This window comes from Nocardiopsis sp. L17-MgMaSL7, from assembly GCF_003182025.1.
Classification (GTDB): Bacteria; Actinomycetota; Actinomycetes; order Streptosporangiales; family Streptosporangiaceae; genus Nocardiopsis; species Nocardiopsis prasina.
Genome location: NZ_QGTF01000007.1, coordinates 138,743 through 156,109, shown reverse-complemented (window position 1 = coordinate 156,109; position 17,367 = coordinate 138,743). Strand labels below are relative to the sequence as shown.

Genomic DNA, 17,367 nt, shown 5'->3' with positions numbered 1-17,367 from the left:
AGCACGCCCACCGGGAATCGGCAGGGCGGCTGTGCGCAGGGCGCACGGACCGGCCGCGGTCTGGGAGCGCGGCTAGTCGGGAGAGTAGGAGGGGTCGTCCGCGGCGTCGCGAACAACCAGGGTGGGGTCGCCGGGAAGGGCGACCCGCTGGGCCCGAAGCGCCATGTGACCGGCGCGGGCCATGAGGAAACCAGCGGCACCGGGTGCCGGGAAGGACGGGGCGGAGGCACCGGTGGTGTCCGGCCCGACCTGGTGGTGGGAGCCACCGCCGATGAGGCGGATGCGCTCGGCGGAGTCGTCGTCGGAGGCCGTGTCACCGGCGTTCTCCGCGACCTCGTTGGCCACACGCCACGAGGTCTGGGCGACGTGGGCGGCGACCTCGTCCTTGACGCGGGCCACCCGCTCCTCACGCTCACGCTCCGCGCGTTCCCGCTCCTCGGCGTCGGAACGCTCGGCGGTGGGCGCGGAGACGGCGGGCTCCTCGTCGGAGCCCAGGATCGGCAGTCCGAGGGGACCACCGGATTCGGTCACGGAGTCGATACCGCTCCGCCCGACCGTGTCGTTCAGGCTCGTGGCCACACTGTCGACCAGTGCGGACTCGCGAAGCGACTCGTCCGTGGAGTCGACGACACCCTGGCTGGTACGCGCGACCCCGGCGACGAGGCCGGTGGCCCCTCGCGCGGTGTCGTCGACGGCCTGCCCGGTTTCGTGGACGACCGCGCCGACGGAGCTCTCCTCCAGCGCCGCGCCCGTCTCCCGGAGCGCGTTCCCCGGAAGGGAGGACGCCTGCGGAACGACGCTGCCGGCGAGGGCCTCGGTGGACGAGGCGGCCCGGCTTGCGGTGTCGGAGAGTCCGGAGTCCCGGAGCTCCTCGGCGGCCTGACCGGTGCGGTCAGTGATCTCGCCGACGCCCAGGACGTCTCCGCCGAGCCCGCCGGACTGGGAGGCGGTCTCGCTGTGCGCGACACCCACTCCCCCGGCCAGCCAGGCGACGGCGACGATGCCGGACAGGAGCAGCAACCGAGCGTAGGCACCACGGGCGTTGCGAGCAGCGCGACTGGAGGAAACCAGCCACCCTCGGCTCGCGAGCACCATGGATGCCCCTTCGTGTCGTTACTGCTGGACGGTCCCGTGCGGCGACGCCGCAGACGGTCGCACCGCGAAGCCCCGGAAAACAGAGGCCTCGCTGAACTGAAAGCAACACTAGCATCACCGTGAGTGACCATGGGCGAAAAAAAGAACCGCGCCGAGAACTTCCCGACGCGGTCCACCCGACCCGTCCCCCTATGAGGGAAATAGCCGGTCAGCTCATGCCGACGAACCGGTCCAGCACCCGCACGCCGAACTGGAGACCGTCCACCGGGACGCGCTCGTCGACCCCGTGGAACATGCCCGCGAAGTCCAGCTCCGGCGGGAGCTTCAGCGGGGCGAAGCCGTAGTTGCGCACGCCCAGGCGGGAGAAGCTCTTGGCGTCCGTGCCGCCCGACAGGCAGTAGGGCACGGCCTTGGCGCCCGGGTCCTCGGCCAGCAGGGACTCCGACATGGCGTTCACCAGTCCGCCGTCGAAGGAGGTCTCCACCGCGGGCAGGTGGTGGATGAAGTCGCGGCTGACCTTCGGGCCGAGCAGTTCGTCGATCTTCGCGAAGTACTCGTCCTCGGTCCCGGGCAGGAAGCGCCCGTCGACCTGGGCGGTGGCCTCACCCGGGATGACGTTGGCCTTGTAGCCGCCGCCGAGCACCGTGGGGTTGAGGGTGTTGCGCAGGGTGGCGCCGATCATCTTGGCGATGGGACCCAGCCGGGCCACCGTGGCGTCCACGTCCCTCTCGTCGAAGGGGATCCCGAACTCCTCGCAGATCTCCTCCAGGAAGGTCCGCACGGTCGGGGTGAGCTGCACGGGGAAATCGTGCTGCCCGAGACGGGCGACGGCCGCCGCCAGCTCGGTGACGGCGTTGTCCCGGTTGGTCATCGAACCGTGCCCGGCGGTGCCGCGCGCGGTCAGCTTCATCCACGCGATGCCCTTCTCCGCCGTCTCCACCAGGTAGAGGCGCCGGTTCTCGTTGACCGTGAAGGAGAAGCCGCCCACCTCGCTGATCGCGGAGTCGCAGTCCGCGAACAGTTCGGGGTGCTCGTCCACCAGGTACTGGGCGCCCCAGGTGCCACCCGCCTCCTCGTCCGCGAGGAAGGCCAGCACGATGTCGCGCGGGGGCCTGCGCCCCTCGCGCAGCCGCTGGCGCAGCATCGCCAGGACCATCGCGTTCATGTTCTTCATGTCGACGGCGCCGCGACCCCACACGCAGCCGTCGGCGACCTCACCTGCGAAGGGGTGGTGGGTCCAGTCCTCGGGGGCGGCCGGGACGACGTCCAGGTGACCGTGGATGAGCAGCGGCGGACGCGAGGAGTCCTCACCGGCGATCCGGGCCACCACGTTGCTGCGCCCGGGGTGCTTCTCGTAGATCCGCGACTCCACCCCGACCTCGTCGAGCCTGGTCGCCACGTACTCCGCGGCCTTGCGCTCCCCCGGCCCGGAGTGGTCACCGTAGTTGGAGGTGTCGAACTCGATGAGCTCACGGCACAGGTCGACGACCTCGACCTCGCCCGCGCTCGGTTCCTTACCTGGTTCCGCCATCTGGCTCTCCCGTCTCCGGCCGCACCTGTTGTCCTAGACCCTGTCACGATCACCCCCCCGCCGGAAAACTGGTTCGGACTCCCCCAGACCTTTGCTATGGTTAAACCTGTTCGGAGCGACACACGCCGAACAACCCGGTCCGGGTGGCGGAATAGGTAGACGCGCTAGCTTGAGGTGCTAGTGGCCGTTAAGGCTGTGGGGGTTCAAGTCCCCCCTCGGACACAATGAAAAGCCCTGGTCACAGGGCTTTTTTCATGCCCGCGAAGAGCCTCCACGAGGGCCCGCGGGTCACTGGCTCGGGGATTCGACTCCCCCGGCCCCCTCGGACGCTCCCGATATCCCCGCATCGCAGGCCGGGGCGTCACGTGATGAACGATCAGGGCACCCGCTGAGCACCGGGCGGACAGCACCGGGTCCGCCAACGGGACCAGGCCGATCTCGCCGTGCAGGCGGCGGTGGTTGAACCAGCCCACGCACTCGGCCACCGCGATCTCCAAGTGGCCAGGTTCCTCCAGGGCCCGCGATTGCGGACCAGATCGGCTTCGAACAGCGAGGCTAGGAACTGCCGTCCGCAGCACCTGCTCCTGCGCGAGGACACTCCCCCTCCGGGCGATCCTCACGCGGTTGCGCTCGGACATGAGCGTTGTGTTGATGACGTGCCAGCCGTAGTTCCGTGACTCCTCGGCGGCCTCAGGATTCTCCAGCCGCTCCCCCGACGGCTTTCTCGGAAGGCGGATAGGCGTCGCGTAGACGTTGCATGGTCGCCGTCACGACGGCGCGGACGTCCGTCTCCTGCAATGGGGCGGAGAACAGCGCCGAACTGAACGAGAGACCCTCGATCAGGGCGAACAGCAGGAGCGCCTCGCGGTGCAGCGCCTCCTCGTCGACAACACGGTCGGCCAGCGCTTCGCGCAGCAGCGAGCGGATCAGCTCCTCGGCCGCGAGGGACGTCGCGGCGATGTCGGCCGCGAGCTCCGGGTCCGTGCGCGCCATGACACGGTATTCGACCAGGGCGATGTTCTCCCGGTGCTCCTGTTCGTCGGTCGGCGTGGCGAAGGCGATCACATCCGCGATTCGCGCCACCGGGTCGTCGGACATCCTCGCGTCGCGGCGCGCGGCGCGCTGCATGAGGACGCCCAGCGTGAAGCGCATGACCTCGCGGACGTTGTCGCCGAAGTAGTGCCGGATGCTCCCGATGGCCAGGCCGGTGCGTGCGGAAATCCGGGTGAGGGTCACCGAGCGGATCCCGTGCTCGGCGATCTCGTCGATCACGGCATCGGCGACCTGCTCCCGGCGGACCTCCGGGTCGACTCTCTTAGGCATGACACCATCCTAGCCATTTTTTTGGCATTCCTGTGCTACTTTATCTAGCATGAGCATGCCAAAAAGACTTCGTGGTGGTGTTCCCTCCCGTCCCGACCCCGGACGGGACCAGACGTGAGCGACTGGCACGACCCCTGGACCGGCGCGGCGCGGAAGAGGCCTCGCGACGACGGCCGGATCGACGGCTTCGACGGGCTCGACGGCGACGCGGGAGCATGGTCGACACCCGCTCCGGATCCGGGAGCGCCGTTGCCACCGTTCCGCCCCTCCCTCTCACTGCAGCGCAAACGATTCGCGATCGACCTTCCCGATGCGTCGACGGCGACGGTCGATGTCGATCACCTGTCGGGCCGCGCCTCGCTCTACAGGGACGCCCGGCACGTGCGGACCTGCGACATGCCGGTCCGGTTCCCGCTCGGATCGGACAGCACCGAGGTCGCCGCGAGCAGGTACGGCATGCAGCGGATCCACCTGATCAGCGCGGGCGGCGGCCAGCGCTGTCTCGATCCCGCACCGGGGACGCCCGAGCACCGGCGCGCTCAACTTTCCCGGCAACACCCCAGGGTCGGGCGCGCCCTGGCCGCCGGCGCCGTCATCGTGCTGACGGTCAATCTGATCCTTCTCGCGCCGCAGCTACTCGAACTGGTCACCCACCTGCCGCTCTGGGCGAATCGCTTCACCCCGTTCGTCTCGCCCGTCGACCTGCCGACATGGGCGAACACGGCGCTCACCATCACCGCGGGCCTCGCGGGGATCGAACGAGCACTCACCTTCCGCCATCACCGGCTCCTGGACGCCGAGACCAACGGGATCGGGAGCTGACATCCCCGCACCAGCCGGTCAGGGTCGCTGCCTGATCGAGCAGCTCAGTGCGCCCGACCAAGAACACCAGGCCAACCGTCGCCGCACCCTCGTACATGACTGCGGCTCGACAAAGGAGATACGCATGCGATCACATCTTCCACGCCCACATCGATCCCGACGCCTGGAGACCGCGCTCGCGGCGGTAGCCACGGCCGTACTCCTCCCGCTCGCCGGATGCGCGTCCGCCTCTCCCCCACCGGACTCCGGAGCGGACACGGACCTCGGTGCCTACCTGGAACAGGAGCTCGACTGGGGCGGATGCGAGGACACCGCGACGAGCGCGGCGGACGCTGAGCTGTTCGCGAACCCGGCGCTGGAGTGCGCCTCGGTCGAGGTTCCACTCGACTACGACGAGCCGGACGGGGAGAGGGCGCGGGTCGCGCTCCTGCGCCTGCCCGCCACGGGCGAGGCCGAGGGCTCGTTGCTGATCAACCCGGGAGGCCCCGGAGGCTCCGGCACCACCCTCGTCGCGTCCACCCTGCCGCTGTGGCAGGCCAGCCCCGTCGCCGAGCGTTTCGACATCGTCGGCTTCGACCCGCGCGGGGTCGGGTCGTCTACTCCCGCCCTCGACTGCTACACCGACGAGGAGTACGACGCGGGCGACGCGCTGCGGTTCGGCGCGGTGTACGAGGTCACGAGCGCCGAGCAGGCGGCCGAGATCGCGCAGCGCTGCGCCGACGGCTCCGGCGGCGTCGAGAACCTTGTCAACGCCGGGTCGACGAATGTCGTGCGCGACATGGACCTCATACGCAAGGTGCTCGGCGACGAGAGGCTCACCTACCTCGGCTACAGCTACGGCTCCGAGCTCGGCGCCATGTACGCCGCGACCTACCCGGAGAGGGTCCGTGCGATCGTGCTCGACGGCGCCGTCCCGCCCGACCTGACGGCGAGCGAGTTCCGCATCTCCCAGTTCACCGGCATGCAGGCCCGGTTCGACGACCTCGCCGCGCTCTGCGCCGAATCACCCGGCTGCGTACTCGGTACCGATCCCGCGGCTGCGAACGATCGCCTGCACGAGATCGTCCAGCCGATCATCGAGACACCGGCGGCGACCGCCGATGGTCGAGCCCTCAACGTCTGGGACGTCTACCTCGCCATCTCCGTCGGACTGTACTCGGAGGCGAGCTGGCCCAACGTCATCTCCGCCCTGACCGCGCTCGAGGCAGGGAACCCCGACGAGATGCTCGCCCTGCGCGACGCCTTCTACGCCCGCACGCCGGACGGCGCCTACGGCCTGGACACCGACACGAACCTCGCCGTGCGCTGCATGGACTGGCCCCGCCTGACGCCGGAGGAACAGACCGCGCTCGCACGCGAGCTCGGGGAGGCCGCGCCGATGTTCGACCTCGACGTGTTCACGGCGGGGAACTACCACAGCGAATGCGAGGCGTGGCCCGCACCGCCCACGAGCGACGAGCCCTGGCTCGCCGATGTCGAAGGCCTCCCTGAGACGCTCGTCGTGTCGGTCACCGGCGACCCCGCGACGCCGCACGAGGGTGGCGTCGCGATGGCTCGAGCTCTCGGCGGAAGCCTGCTCACCGTCGATGGCAAGCAGCACGGCGCCTACCTCCTCGGCGGCAGCGAGTGCGTCGACGACGTGGTCAACGCCTATCTCCTCGACCTCGAATCCCCGCCCGCCGACGCCCGCTGCAGCCTTTGACACGCTCGACTCCGGCAACGATGCCGCCTCGGAGGCATATCTGCGCTCTGCCGCTCAAACGCGGCAGATCGAAGCGTCGGTCAAGGTTTCCTCATGCGATCGAAGCCTCGGCGGTTCGGGCTCCGGGCGGCGTGCGATCGTCCCGGAGTACCTCGGCTCCTGGCTGCTCTGGTCTGCCGGTCAACGCGGGTCGCGTCACACCAGGGCAGCGCGATGGTGGTCCAGCGGGACCAACGGGAAGAATCCATCGCAGGTCACCGCCCGTCCAGGGACAGGTCTGTGCTCAAGACCAGAGGACTCGGTCCGTGTGGGGGAATGGTTGAAGTCCCCCCTCGGACACTCTCGAATTTCCTGTGAGGTGCGGATCGAAGGCGACTTCGGCCCGCACCTTTCTGGTTTCCGGCTCGTGGGTCAGCCGCAGGCCCAACGCCTCGTGCAGGCCTTGCCCTCGGGGTCTGCCTTCTCCGGAACTCCCACGATCTCGCCGAGTTCACGCACCATCAGCTCGATGGTCTCTTCGTCCAGTCGATCGCTTGGTGTGTCCAGTCGCGCTCGCCACCGCCTCGGCCTGGGCACGGCCGTGAGCGTCATGGCGGCCGTCCTCGCCGTTCTGTGCCTCACCACCCTCGCGCTCGTGGGACTCGACGCGAAGACGAGACGCCCGGAGAGCTAAAGTCATCCCTTGGGATCGCAGAGAAGCAACCCATCACTCCGAGCAGTGCTTCGTTGACTCGTTTCGGTTGACTGCCGCTGTGCGAGCACACTGACCATGGAGGAGAGGACATGCCGTCTCTACAGGTGGACGCACCCGTCGAGCTCGTGGGGTCCACCAAACGCGAGTTGGCACGCAGGCTGGGTGCCACCTACAGCCGGCTCATGGACACCGTTCCCGACATTGTCACCGTGGTGGTGCATGATCACGGGGCCGACAGTGTGTGGCGTTGCACGAGCGGGGAGCCCGTCGTAGCCGGGCTCATCATGGCCGATATCCGTTCGGGTCGTGACCGCGCCGCACGGGACCGAGTCGCACGCGCGATGATCGAGATCTGCGTTGATCTGACAGGAATCAGCCCGGAGCACTGGAAGGTCGAATTCACACAGCACGCCGGTGACGAGATGTTCCACGGCCACCTCGGTGGCTTCAACACCAACTGGAGCCCCGGAGAGAGCCGGGGACCGGACCCGTCTTGAGGTCACGCGGATCGAACACCGTGCCCGTTCCTCGTCTGGCGCTCTCTCAGACAGAAGACACGAGGAACTCGCCCCCTCGGACACAAGGAAGGCCCTGCTCGGCGGGGCCTTTTTTCGTGTCCCAGACGGGCGCCCACCGCCTCACTCGTCGCGAGGGCGATGGGCGCCGCGTCCGGGGAGGTCCCCCGTGAGGAGAACTCCTAGTACTCGGTGATCGACGTGGCGATCCCGTCGACGATCTCGACCTCGGCCAGGACCGGGTTCCCGCTCGCGACGGCGGCGTCGAACTCGTCGAAGTCACACGTCACGAGGCCGGTGTCGGGGTCCTGCACACCGTCGGCGCAGGCGTAGATGCCAGCGTGGATGACGGTGTCCTCCGACACGAAGAACGCGGTGTCCTCGACGACGTACTCGCCCGGAGCGACGTAGTCCAGGCCGCCCGCCAGGGTGCCGGTGAACCCGCCGGACTCCTCCGGGGCCTCGGGGCCCTCCGGCTCACCGGGCTCGTGGTGGCTGTCGTTGTCGTACTCGGTGATCGACTCCGCGTTCCCGTTCTCGTCCACCATGGCCTGGACGAAGACACGCGTCTCCCCCTGGGCCGCGGCCTCGAACGACTCCAGGTCGCACTCCACGATCCCGAAGGCGTTCTCGTCGAGACCGTTCTCGGCGGGGCAGACGTGGTGGCCGCCGAGGTAGCGCGTCTCCTCGGTGACGAAGAAGGCCTCCCCGTCGATGATGAACTTGCCCGGGGCGAGGTACTCCAGCTCGCCGTTCCGGGGCTCCGTCACCACCGCGGCACCGGAGTCGTCACCCGCCTGGGACGAACCGACCGACGACACCGTGTCGATCACTTCCTCGGAGGAACACGCCGAAGAGCCGACGACCACCAGACCGGAGGTCGCGAGGGCCAGGACGGTGGTACGGAAACTGCGCTTCATGCGATTCCTTTCTCCCCAGTGGAGGAGGTTCCTGATAACAGGAAGTTTGTTCTGTCGTGTTTGGGGTACGTTTATCGGGTTGATTTCTAAGCACGTGCGTCGGGGGATGGTGCGGCGCTTCGAAAACCCCGGAGGAAACGAGACGTCGGGAGGCTCGGCCGCGCCGACGGGCGCCGGGAGGCGCCGCGAACTGGACCTTCGCCCCTTCGGTACCGGAAGAGACCGCGGCCGGGGAGGGCCTCGTCGACGCGCGTCCGAGTTTCGGTGCATAAGTCGCGCGCCACCATGTTTCACCCTTTCTCCCGTGCCGTTCGGGTCACTCCCGCCTTCGCTCCGCCTGTGTCTGCGGTTCCTTTATGTGCGTTCTGATGGCGGTCGGGGCTGTGGAGTTCACCCGAATATCGAGTTTTTTCGGACTGCTCGCCGAGTCTCCGGCCAGTGAGAGGAACGTGCCTGGTCAGGCAGGCGCGAGGCGATGCGCGCTGTCGCACATCGGACACTGAGCGTGTGTGCGGGCCCACTCGGCCCGCACCGCTGCTCGGAGGTCCGGAGGGGTCCCCGGGTCGTCGCCCCGGGGACCCCTCGACGTACCGACCGGCACTCGGCTCAGGGGCTCACTCCAGGGCTCGGGGCCGCGAGGAGTCCTGTCGGGTCAGCTCCGCCAGGAACCCGCCCAGGAGCGCGGTCTCCTCCTCCGTGCCGACGGAGATCCGCAGCCGTCCGGGGTAGCCGAGCAGCGAGCACTCGTGCACGTGGACACCGCGTTCGGCGAGCAGCCGTTCCACGCGCACGGCCTCGGCGGGGTCCGAGCACCGCGCGATGACGAAGTTGGTCTGGGTGTGCAGGACCTCGACGAACAGGCCCGAGGCGCCGAGGACGTCCACCAGGCGCTGGCGGCCCCGGATCACCTGGGAGCGGTGCCGTTCCAGGTACGCGTCGTCGGTGATCGCGGCGGCGGCCAGGTGGAGGCTGACGGCGTCCGCCGAGTAGAAGCGCTGCCGTTCCCTCAGCCGGGCGGCGAGCAGGGCAGGCGCGGCCAGGACTCCGAGCCGCAGCCCGGCGAGGCCGAGCGCCTTGGACAGGCTGCGGAAGACGCAGAGGTTGTCCCACTCCCCCAGTCGCGGGACGTATCCGCTCTCCTCGGAGAAGTCCACGTAGGTCTCGTCGACGCAGACGAGGTCGACCCGGGCGGGCAGCGCGTCCAGCCACTCGCTGGAGAGGACGGTCCCCGTGGGGTTGTTGGGCCGGGCGACGAAGACGGCCCCGCGGGGTCCGACCCGATCGGGGCCGACCGTGGGCTGACCGTCCTCCCTGAGCGGCAGCCGGGTGGTGGGCAGACCGTTGGTCTCGGGGCGGGTCCAGAAGGCGTCGAACCCGGGGACGGTGCACCACACCCGGTCGGTGAGGGAGGTGAGGAGGTCGATGGCCTCGTCGACGCCGTTGGTCAGGACCAGGCACTCCGGGCTCACGTTCCAGTGGGTGGCGATCTCGTCGCGCAGCAGGGCGCTCGCTCCCCGGGGGTAGCGGTGCAGGGTGTGCTGGAGGGCGAGCAGCCGTTCGACGACGGAGGGCGGCGGCCCGACGGGGGACTCGTTGGAACTCAACTCCGCCGTCCTCCCCGGCACCGGGTCCCTCCCGGAGTTCGCGCGCGTCTCGATCATCGTGCTCCTCCGGCGTTCACTCGCAGGCGGTATCCGAGCAGGAAGCCCGTGGAGTCGACGCGGGGGTCGGCGGTGAGCTGCTGGGCGACCTCGGCCCCCGCCTCGGCGAAGAGTTCGTGCCAGAACGCGTCGCGTTCGAGGCGCTGCTCGGTGAGGTAGTGCACCAGGAAGTACGGGTTGTAGTACGACAGGGCCAGCCGGTGGGCCATCGCGGCGCGGTCGGCGATGCGGTTGTCGACCTCGATCACGATCCAGTGCGCGTCCGGGTGGTGGGTGAACACCTCGCGTACGAGGCCGAGCACCGCCTCCCTCCCCTGCTGTTCCAGGAGCTCCTGGAGCACGAAGGCGGAGATGAAGCACACCGGCCCGGGCCCGAGGTCGAGTTCGGGCGCGTTCTCGGCACCGGCCACCCGCAGGCGGACGCGGTCGGCGAGGCCGCGCCGCCGCATGAGCTCCTCCCCCGCGCGGACGCTCTCGGGTTCCGGGTCGACTCCGATGGCCGACAGCCCGGGCAGGAGTTCCATGAGGTCGGCCAGGGAGCTGCCGTCACCGCACCCGAGGTCGACGACGGACTCGACGTCGTCACGGATGTCCTGAAGCAGGCCGACGATCACGGGATAGGCGTCGTACTGGCTGATGCCGCAGCTGCCGACCCCGACGTCCAGGCCGGAACGGGAGGCGAAGCCCGCCCCCTGTTGGAGGGTTCGGCCGAGCTGTTCGAAGGTCTGTGAGTAGCCGCCGACGAGGAGCTTGTACCAGGAGGAGAACACGGCGGTCTCCCGTGCCTTCTCCTCCAGGGAGAAAACGCCGTCGTTCTCACTGAGGTAGCCCTCGTTGGCGAGGTAGTGCAGCACCCCCTCCAGGCGCCTGGACTGGAGGGAAAGGCTTTCCGACAGCTCTCCCACAGTTCTGGGCCCCGCATTGAGCTCTTTGTGGAGTCCGGTTTCCATGAACTGGTGGAGCACCTGCGCCAAAACGAAGTACCTGACCGGCTGCAAAGCCTCCACCAGCCTGATCTCCAGCCCCGATTTCCTGGTTTCGGGCATGACGAATCCCTTTCACGAGAAATGCACATGTTTCCCTGAAGCCCGGAACCGCTAACGGCCCGGGTCGACCGTGACGACGTGCAGTGCGAGCAGGACGAGCGTCAGCCCGCAGACGATCTGGACCGTCCGGTACCACACGGGTTGGTGGAGGCGTCGGAGTGCGTAGTGGGCGAAGAAGGAGAGGAACCCGAGCCAGGTCGCCACCAGGAGGCAGTCGACGAGGCTGAGCAGCATCATCGCGGGCATGGGCGCCCACCCCTGCGGAACGAACTGGGGCAGGACCGCCAGGAAGAAGAGGCCGGCTTTGGGACTCAGCAGGTCAGCGAGCAGACCCTGCCGGAACCACCTGCGCATGGACACGGGGCGGACCCGGGTGCGACCCGAGGGGGTGGAGGCCGGTTCCGGTTCGGGATCGGGGCCGTAGGCGGGAGAGCGTTCGAGGGCGGTGCGCACCCCCAGGTAGGCGAGGTAGGCGGCGCCCGCGTAGCGCAGGGCTTCGAAGGCCGCGTCCGAACGAGCCACGACGGCGGCGACCCCGACCGCCGCCGCGAACCCCCACGCGAGGGAGCCCAAGGCGGCACCGAAGGAGGCCGAGAGGGCGGGACGCACCCCGTGCATGATGCCGTTCCTCAGGACGATCACGGTGGCGGGGCCCGGGGTGACGGTGACAATGAGCGAAAACACGACAAAAGATGCCAACGCCTGCTGAGCGTCCATACAACCCGTTTCGCGAGGATGCTCATTCGGATACGAATACAAGCTATAACGCGCAGTGAGACCCAGACAAGAGGCCAAGGCACGGTTTCCGAACTGACCACCCCGGGAAGCATGTGCGAAATGTTAATGTTTCCCGCCGTTTAATGGATCATGCCACCGCATTGGACCATTGCATTGCGCGACTTCCGACCATTTCGGGAGATTCGGGCGGGGGCCCTCGACAAAGCTGGCCAGCCAGGTGGGTCGCGGCCGCGTCGCACTCGGGACGTCGATCCTTAGCGTGATATCACATGTACCGAAAGTAGCCATGCGGACCGCAGTCGGACACTCCCGTGCCGAACCGCGCCGTCCCCCGACACCCTTCGTGTCCAACTTCGACCACCGTCCGACGCCCGACCCCGCCCGAGGCGCGGCCCACCACATCCAGCCACCTGGCTGTCGGCCTCTGCATGCCCGAAACCGTGGAGAAGTCACCCTTGACCCTGACCAGCTGCCCTTCAGTGATCATCGGGCCAGGCACCCCTGCGCTCGTCCCCTCCCGACCCGTCCCCGCCACCGTCGCGGAGTCCACCACCCAGCCGCGGCACTCCGCCGAGTCGGCCCCGGGGAGGTCCCGTGAGGCGTGAGGCCGTCATCACCGGAATCGGGGTGGTCGCTCCCGGTGCGACCAACGCGACCGCCTTCTGGGACATGCTCACCGCGGGAAGGACCGCGACCCGTGGCATCACCCTGTTCGACCCGACGGGCTACCGGTCCCGGATCGCCGCCGAGGTCGACTTCGATCCCGTCGCGCTCGGACTGGAACACGAGCAGGCCGAGCGCATGGACAGATACGCGCAGTTCGCGGCCGTCGCCACCGCCGAGGCGCTGGCGGACAGCGCCGTCCCCCTCACCGACGTGTCGCCCTGGCGCGTCGGCGTGAGCATGGGGACGGCGGTCGGCGCCACCACCCAGCTGGACCGCGAGTACGCCGTGATGAGCCGTGGCGGCGCGGACTGGGTGGTCGACCCCGGGGCCGCGGGGCCGCACCTGGACCTGGCGCTGTCCCCGAGCTCTCTCTCGGGTGAGATCGCCGAGCGGGTCGGCGCGCGCGGTCCGGTCCGCACCGTGTCCACCGGCTGCACGTCCGGCCTCGACGCGGTCGGCTACGCCGCGCAGGCCATCGAGGACGACCTGGCCGACGTGGTGATCGCGGGGGCGGCCGAGTCCCCGATCTCCCCCATCGCCATGGCCTGCTTCGACGCCATCAGGGCGACGTCGGACACCAACGACGACCCCGAGCACGCGTCCCGGCCGTTCGACCGGCACCGGAACGGTTTCGTCATGGGTGAGGGGGCGGCCGTCCTGGTCCTGGAGGAGGCGTCGGCGGCCCGCCGCCGGGGCGCGCGCCTCCGCTGCCGGGTCGCGGGTTTCGCCAACCACGGCAACGCCTTCCACATGACGGGCCTGCGCCGCGAGGGTTCGGAGATGGCGCGTGCCATCACGACCGCGCTTGACCAGGCACGCTGTCCGGCCACCGACGTGGACTACGTCAACGCGCACGGTTCGGGGACCGTGCAGAACGACCGGCACGAGACCGACGCGGTCAAGCGGGCGCTGGGTGAGCACGCCCGCCGGACCCCCATGACGTCGATCAAGTCGATGGTGGGGCACTCCCTGGGGGCGATCGGCTCCATCGAACTCGCCGCCTGCGTGCTCGCCATGGACACCGGAGTGGTGCCGCCCACAGCGAACCTGACCACCCCCGACCCCGAGTGCGACCTCGACTACGTGCCCGTGACGGCGCGTGAGCGCAGGGTCGATGTGGTGCTGTCCGTGGGCAGCGGCTTCGGGGGATTCCAGTCTGCGGTCGTCCTGGACCGAGGGAGTGAGGTGCGGTCATGAACCTGGTGATCACGGGCCTGGGCACGGTCTCCCCGGCGGGAACCGGGACCCACGACTACTGGGCCGCGCTCGTGGAGGGCCGGTCGCTCATCGCCCCGCTCTCCGACTTCGACACCGACGGCTTCCCGGTCCGCCTGGGTGGCAGGGTGCGCGGGTTCGACCCCCTCGACCACCTGGACGGCCGCTACGTCGTCCAGACCGACGCGTTCACCTGGTTCGCGATGGTCGCGGCGGAGGAGGCGCTGGAGGACTCGGGGTTCGACGTCACGGCCGACCCGTACGCCACCGGGGTGCTCATCTGCTCCGGCGCGGGCGGGGCCGAGTTCGGACAGCGCGAACTGACCGCCCTGTACGGCAGTGGACCCAGCCACGTGGGCCCCTACCAGTCCATCGCGTGGTTCTACGCGGCCAGCACCGGGCAGGTGTCGATCCGGAACCAGCTCAAGGGCATGTGCGGTGTCCTGGTCACCGACGAACCGGGGATGCTCGACGCCCTGGGGCAGGCGGAGCAGGCCCTGCGCCGCGGCGGCTCGGCGATGCTGGTCGGCGCCAGCGAGTCGGCGATCGGGGCGCCCTACTCCCTGGCCTGCCAGGCGGTGTCCGGAACCCTCACCGACGGCGACGACCCCGAGTCGGTGTACCTCCCGTTCACCGAGCGGACGGTCGGCTACGTCCCGGCCGAGGGCGCGGCCGTCGCACTCGTGGAGGACGAGGAGCTGGCCAGGGCGCGCGGCGCCCGTGTCCGGGCCGTCGTCGCGGGCCAGGCGAGCACCTTCGGTTCGGTCGGGGGCCACGACCCCGGCGGTGAGGGCCTCCTGCACGCGGCCCTGGGCGCGATGCGTCGTGCGGGAGTCACCCCGGACGAGGTGGACGTGGTCTTCGCCGACGCCCTGGGGATGCCCAAGGCCGACGCCGACGAGGCCACGGCCCTGCGTCAGCTCTTCCCCGACGGAGTGGCCGTCACGGCTCCGAAGACGGGTTTCGGCCGGGCGCACGCCGGGGCCGGGGCGCTCGACGTGGCCGCCGCCGTCCTGAGCCTGGAACACCAGGTCATCCCGCCCACACCCCGCGTTCCCGATCCCCCCGCCGGGCTCGACCTGGTCGTCCGGGTGGCCCGGCCCGCACGCCTGCGTACCGCGCTGGTCCTGTCCCGAGGCATGGGCGGCGGCAACTCCGCGGTCGTCCTCACCAGTCCGCACCACGTCTGACACACACGAGATTCGAGGAGAACCATGGCGCAGGAAAAGATCACGTTGGAGGAGCTGGTGGAGCTGATCTCCACCAGTGCCGGGGTACGGACCGACGCGGAGACCGCGGCGGCCCGGACCTTCGAGGACCTGGGCGTCGACTCGCTCGGTGTGCTCGGCATCGTCGCCGAGATCGAGCGCAGGGTCGGCCGCAAGCTGGGCAGCGAGGCGGAGCTGTCGCCCTCTCCCACCGCCCTGATCGCGTTCGTCAACGACGACTCCCCCGCCCTTGTGGAAGGTGTGTGACCCCATGGCAGTGAAGCTCCAGTACAGCACCATCATCGACGCGCCCTACGACCTGGTCTGGGAGGTGACCAACGACGTGGCCAGGTGGACCGACCTCTTCCCCGGCCACGCGTCCGTGGACGTCATCCACCATGAGGGCGACACCGTCCGCTTCCGGATCACCAAGCACCCTGACGAGCAGGGCCGCGTGATGACCTGGGTGTCGGACCGCACCATGTACCGGGACGAGGGCGAGGCCCGCGCCGTGCGCGTGGAGACCGGACCGTTCGAGTACATGCACCTGCGCTGGGTGTACGAGGACCTGCCCGAGGGCGTGCGCCTGACCTGGCACTACGAGTTCACGGCGAAGGCCGACGCACCCTACGACGACACCTGGATGAAGGCGCACTTCGACGAGAGCGTGCCGAGGGAGCTGGAGGGGGTCAGGAACACTCTGGAGGCCAGGGCCCAGGCGCTGGCGGAGGAGCCGGTCCGCTGACCGGATCGTCCCCTCGGGGCCCTCGACCGCACCGGCCGGTGACACCGCGCCGGGGTCGAGGGCCCCGATCCGTGTTTCCGGTGTCCTCTCCGACCAGGGGAGCCCGATCCCGCCGTCCGGCCCCCTGGGGAAGCGGGGGCCGGACGACCGGGCGCGCACGGGGGTTCAGACCCCGGCGCGCCACTTGCCAAGGGCGACGTCGGGCACGAAGGTGGCCAGCCGCTCCTGGGTGGCCGGGTCGGTGAGGTCGACCCGGCGGCCCTCCTGCGCGGACAGGTAGGCGGCCATCAGCAGGCGGGTCACGTCCCTGCCGTCGTGGAGGTCCTCGCGGGGTTGCGCCCCGTCCAGGAAGCGCTCGACCATGTGCCGGTTCTCCTCGGTGTAGCCGTAGGTCGCCGCCTCGTCGGGCACCACCGGCATGAGCCCGCCCTCGGCGTTCTGCTTCTCCACCAGGTCCTCACCGACCCCTCCGGCGACCTCTCGGCTGAGGAACACCTTCGACTCTGTGTCGAGGGTGTTGGAGGACATGGAGTACTCGGGGCCCAGGAGTTCGTAGTTGAGCCGCAGCCCCGCGCCCACGTAGCTCCACGACGTGGTGGCCTCGGCGACCACCTGGTGGCCGTCGCCGTTGACGTAGACCACGGTGGCCCTCGCGTAGTCCTCTGAGGGGCTCCTGCGGTAGTCGACCTCGGGGCCGTACCGGTTGACCAGTTCGTCCGCGTAGTGCGGGCGCGCCCACTTCAGGCAGGCGATGGTCGCCTCCACGCTCACCGGGCGCAGCCAGTCCCTGGCCTTGGTCCCCGGCGGCGTGAGGAGGTAGCGGGAGGCCTCCACGCTGTGGCACATCATGTCGTTGAGGACCCCGCCGCCCTGGTTCTCGCCCTGCCAGAACCACGCCCGGTGCGGGCCGCTGTGCTCCTCGGCGCACCGCGCCAGATAGGGGGAGCCGGACACGGAGGCACCGCGGGCCCACACCAGTTCGTGGGCGCGCGTCACCCCGGGCGCGAAGACCTGGTTCTCCAGGTAACCGTGGAGCAGTCCGGCCCCCTCCACCAGCGTGAGGACCTCCTCGGCCTCGGCGACCGTGCGCCCCAGGGGCTTCTCGATCGCGATCCCCCGCAGTTCGGCCCGGCCGGAGGTCACCTCCTCGCAGATCGCCCGGACGGTCTCCAGCCGCACGTGGTTGGGGGTGGTCACCCACACCGCGTGCACGGCGGGGTCGCGCACCATCGCGCGCACGTCGTCGTAGCCGGTGGGGTCGCCCACGCGCAGCTCCCTGGCGACGTCACCCACCTGTCGAACGGTCTCCGCCGTCCGCCCGCACACCGCCACGACGTCGGCGTCGCGCACCCCTCGGAAGGAACGGGTGTGGAAGTCGGCGATGAACCCGCTGCCGACGATGCCGACGCCGAGCCGACCGGTCACCTGTGAAGTCACGTTGGAGTCTCCCCATCGAGTTGAGCTGTACGGAGTTGGTGGTGGACGC

General features: G+C 69.6%; 16 protein-coding genes and 1 tRNA gene. 9 read left to right on the top strand and 8 right to left on the bottom strand.

Annotation, left to right across the window (positions count from 1 at the left end; genetic code table 11):
• Window positions 1-72: 72 nt before the first annotated feature.
• Both BDW27_RS14295 and BDW27_RS14290 read right to left on the bottom strand, forming a co-directional pair.
• Entirely contained in the window at window positions 73-1,095 is a 1,023-nt protein-coding gene (locus tag BDW27_RS14295; RefSeq protein ID WP_110049638.1) for a hypothetical protein, read from the bottom strand.
• A 208-nt stretch (window positions 1,096-1,303) separates the two neighbouring features.
• The gene (locus tag BDW27_RS14290) at window positions 1,304-2,626 is read right to left on the bottom strand and encodes a M20/M25/M40 family metallo-hydrolase (protein ID WP_110049637.1); all 1,323 of its coding nucleotides are present in this window, start codon (window positions 2,624-2,626) and stop codon (window positions 1,304-1,306) included.
• A 137-nt stretch (window positions 2,627-2,763) separates the two neighbouring features.
• Between BDW27_RS14290 and BDW27_RS14285 the strand changes: the two genes are divergently transcribed.
• Window positions 2,764-2,848 (top strand) — tRNA-Leu (locus BDW27_RS14285).
• Window positions 2,849-3,316: 468 nt separating this feature from the next.
• Here BDW27_RS14285 and BDW27_RS14280 read toward each other — a convergent pair.
• Window positions 3,317-3,949, bottom strand: coding sequence for a TetR/AcrR family transcriptional regulator (locus tag BDW27_RS14280; RefSeq protein ID WP_110049636.1), 633 nt, complete (start codon window positions 3,947-3,949; stop codon window positions 3,317-3,319).
• 114 nt (window positions 3,950-4,063) lie between these two features.
• Here BDW27_RS14280 and BDW27_RS14275 point away from each other — a divergent pair, with 114 nt between their 5' ends.
• The 4 genes from BDW27_RS14275 (at window position 4,064) to BDW27_RS14260 (ending at window position 7,664) form a co-directional block, all read left to right on the top strand.
• A complete protein-coding gene (locus tag BDW27_RS14275) occupies window positions 4,064-4,771 on the top strand; it encodes a hypothetical protein (RefSeq protein ID WP_110049635.1) in 708 nt (235 codons plus the stop codon).
• 124 nt (window positions 4,772-4,895) lie between these two features.
• On the top strand, window positions 4,896-6,473 hold the full coding sequence (locus tag BDW27_RS14270) for an alpha/beta hydrolase (RefSeq protein ID WP_110049634.1): 1,578 nt from the start codon (window positions 4,896-4,898) through the stop codon (window positions 6,471-6,473).
• Between the two features lie 538 nt (window positions 6,474-7,011).
• The gene (locus BDW27_RS28015; RefSeq protein ID WP_255421487.1) at window positions 7,012-7,146 is read left to right on the top strand and encodes a hypothetical protein; all 135 of its coding nucleotides are present in this window, start codon (window positions 7,012-7,014) and stop codon (window positions 7,144-7,146) included.
• Window positions 7,147-7,256: 110 nt separating this feature from the next.
• Window positions 7,257-7,664 carry a tautomerase gene (locus BDW27_RS14260; protein ID WP_110049632.1) on the top strand — a complete coding sequence of 136 codons (408 nt, stop codon included), beginning with the start codon at window positions 7,257-7,259 and terminating at the stop codon, window positions 7,662-7,664.
• Window positions 7,665-7,864: 200 nt separating this feature from the next.
• On the opposite strand, the gene BDW27_RS14255 is transcribed toward BDW27_RS14260, so the two are convergent.
• The 4 genes from BDW27_RS14255 to BDW27_RS14240 form a co-directional block, all read right to left on the bottom strand.
• Window positions 7,865-8,602 (bottom strand): hypothetical protein, encoded by a 738-nt coding sequence (locus BDW27_RS14255; RefSeq protein ID WP_110049631.1) that lies wholly within the window; start codon window positions 8,600-8,602, stop codon window positions 7,865-7,867.
• A gap of 614 nt (window positions 8,603-9,216) precedes the next feature.
• Window positions 9,217-10,263, bottom strand: coding sequence for a histidinol-phosphate transaminase (locus tag BDW27_RS14250; RefSeq protein ID WP_110049630.1), 1,047 nt, complete (start codon window positions 10,261-10,263; stop codon window positions 9,217-9,219).
• Window positions 10,260-11,309: a 2-ketoarginine methyltransferase gene (locus BDW27_RS14245; protein WP_110049629.1), complete on the bottom strand. Its 1,050-nt coding sequence runs from the start codon at window positions 11,307-11,309 to the stop codon at window positions 10,260-10,262. The genes BDW27_RS14250 and BDW27_RS14245 overlap by 4 nt, the downstream gene beginning before the upstream one ends.
• Window positions 11,310-11,360: 51 nt before the next feature.
• Entirely contained in the window at window positions 11,361-11,993 is a 633-nt protein-coding gene (locus BDW27_RS14240) for a LysE family translocator (protein WP_158543583.1), read from the bottom strand.
• A 648-nt stretch (window positions 11,994-12,641) separates the two neighbouring features.
• Here BDW27_RS14240 and BDW27_RS14230 point away from each other — a divergent pair.
• From BDW27_RS14230 to BDW27_RS14215, 4 genes are read left to right on the top strand one after another with little or no spacing between them, the layout of a single operon-like run.
• Complete coding sequence (locus BDW27_RS14230; RefSeq protein WP_110049626.1) at window positions 12,642-13,910, top strand: beta-ketoacyl synthase; 1,269 nt, start codon at window positions 12,642-12,644, stop codon at window positions 13,908-13,910.
• Window positions 13,907-15,118: a beta-ketoacyl synthase N-terminal-like domain-containing protein gene (locus tag BDW27_RS14225; protein ID WP_110049625.1), complete on the top strand. Its 1,212-nt coding sequence runs from the start codon at window positions 13,907-13,909 to the stop codon at window positions 15,116-15,118. Before BDW27_RS14230 ends, BDW27_RS14225 begins: the two co-directional genes overlap by 4 nt.
• A 24-nt stretch (window positions 15,119-15,142) precedes the next feature.
• Window positions 15,143-15,403 (top strand): acyl carrier protein, encoded by a 261-nt coding sequence (locus tag BDW27_RS14220; protein WP_110049624.1) that lies wholly within the window; start codon window positions 15,143-15,145, stop codon window positions 15,401-15,403.
• Window positions 15,404-15,407: 4 nt separating this feature from the next.
• On the top strand, window positions 15,408-15,881 hold the full coding sequence (locus BDW27_RS14215; protein ID WP_110049623.1) for an SRPBCC family protein: 474 nt from the start codon (window positions 15,408-15,410) through the stop codon (window positions 15,879-15,881).
• Window positions 15,882-16,046: 165 nt separating this feature from the next.
• On the opposite strand, the gene BDW27_RS14210 is transcribed toward BDW27_RS14215, so the two are convergent.
• Complete coding sequence (locus BDW27_RS14210; protein WP_233515762.1) at window positions 16,047-17,318, bottom strand: Gfo/Idh/MocA family protein; 1,272 nt, start codon at window positions 17,316-17,318, stop codon at window positions 16,047-16,049.
• Between the last annotated feature and the right edge of the window lie 49 nt (window positions 17,319-17,367).

Excerpts from the sequence above, each read along its gene's own strand:
- BDW27_RS14295 (WP_110049638.1), bottom strand. The coding sequence starts at position 1,095 with ATGGTGCTCGCGAGCCGAGGGTGGCTGGTTTCCTCCAGTCGCGCTGCT.
- BDW27_RS14290 (WP_110049637.1), bottom strand. The coding sequence starts at position 2,626 with ATGGCGGAACCAGGTAAGGAACCGAGCGCGGGCGAGGTCGAGGTCGTC.
- BDW27_RS14280 (WP_110049636.1), bottom strand. The coding sequence starts at position 3,949 with ATGCCTAAGAGAGTCGACCCGGAGGTCCGCCGGGAGCAGGTCGCCGAT.
- BDW27_RS14270 (WP_110049634.1), top strand. The coding sequence starts at position 4,896 with ATGCGATCACATCTTCCACGCCCACATCGATCCCGACGCCTGGAGACC.
- BDW27_RS14260 (WP_110049632.1), top strand. The coding sequence starts at position 7,257 with ATGCCGTCTCTACAGGTGGACGCACCCGTCGAGCTCGTGGGGTCCACC.
- BDW27_RS14255 (WP_110049631.1), bottom strand. The coding sequence starts at position 8,602 with ATGAAGCGCAGTTTCCGTACCACCGTCCTGGCCCTCGCGACCTCCGGT.
- BDW27_RS14250 (WP_110049630.1), bottom strand. The coding sequence starts at position 10,263 with ATGATCGAGACGCGCGCGAACTCCGGGAGGGACCCGGTGCCGGGGAGG.
- BDW27_RS14245 (WP_110049629.1), bottom strand. The coding sequence starts at position 11,309 with ATGCCCGAAACCAGGAAATCGGGGCTGGAGATCAGGCTGGTGGAGGCT.
- BDW27_RS14225 (WP_110049625.1), top strand. The coding sequence starts at position 13,907 with ATGAACCTGGTGATCACGGGCCTGGGCACGGTCTCCCCGGCGGGAACC.
- BDW27_RS14220 (WP_110049624.1), top strand. The coding sequence starts at position 15,143 with ATGGCGCAGGAAAAGATCACGTTGGAGGAGCTGGTGGAGCTGATCTCC.
- BDW27_RS14215 (WP_110049623.1), top strand. The coding sequence starts at position 15,408 with ATGGCAGTGAAGCTCCAGTACAGCACCATCATCGACGCGCCCTACGAC.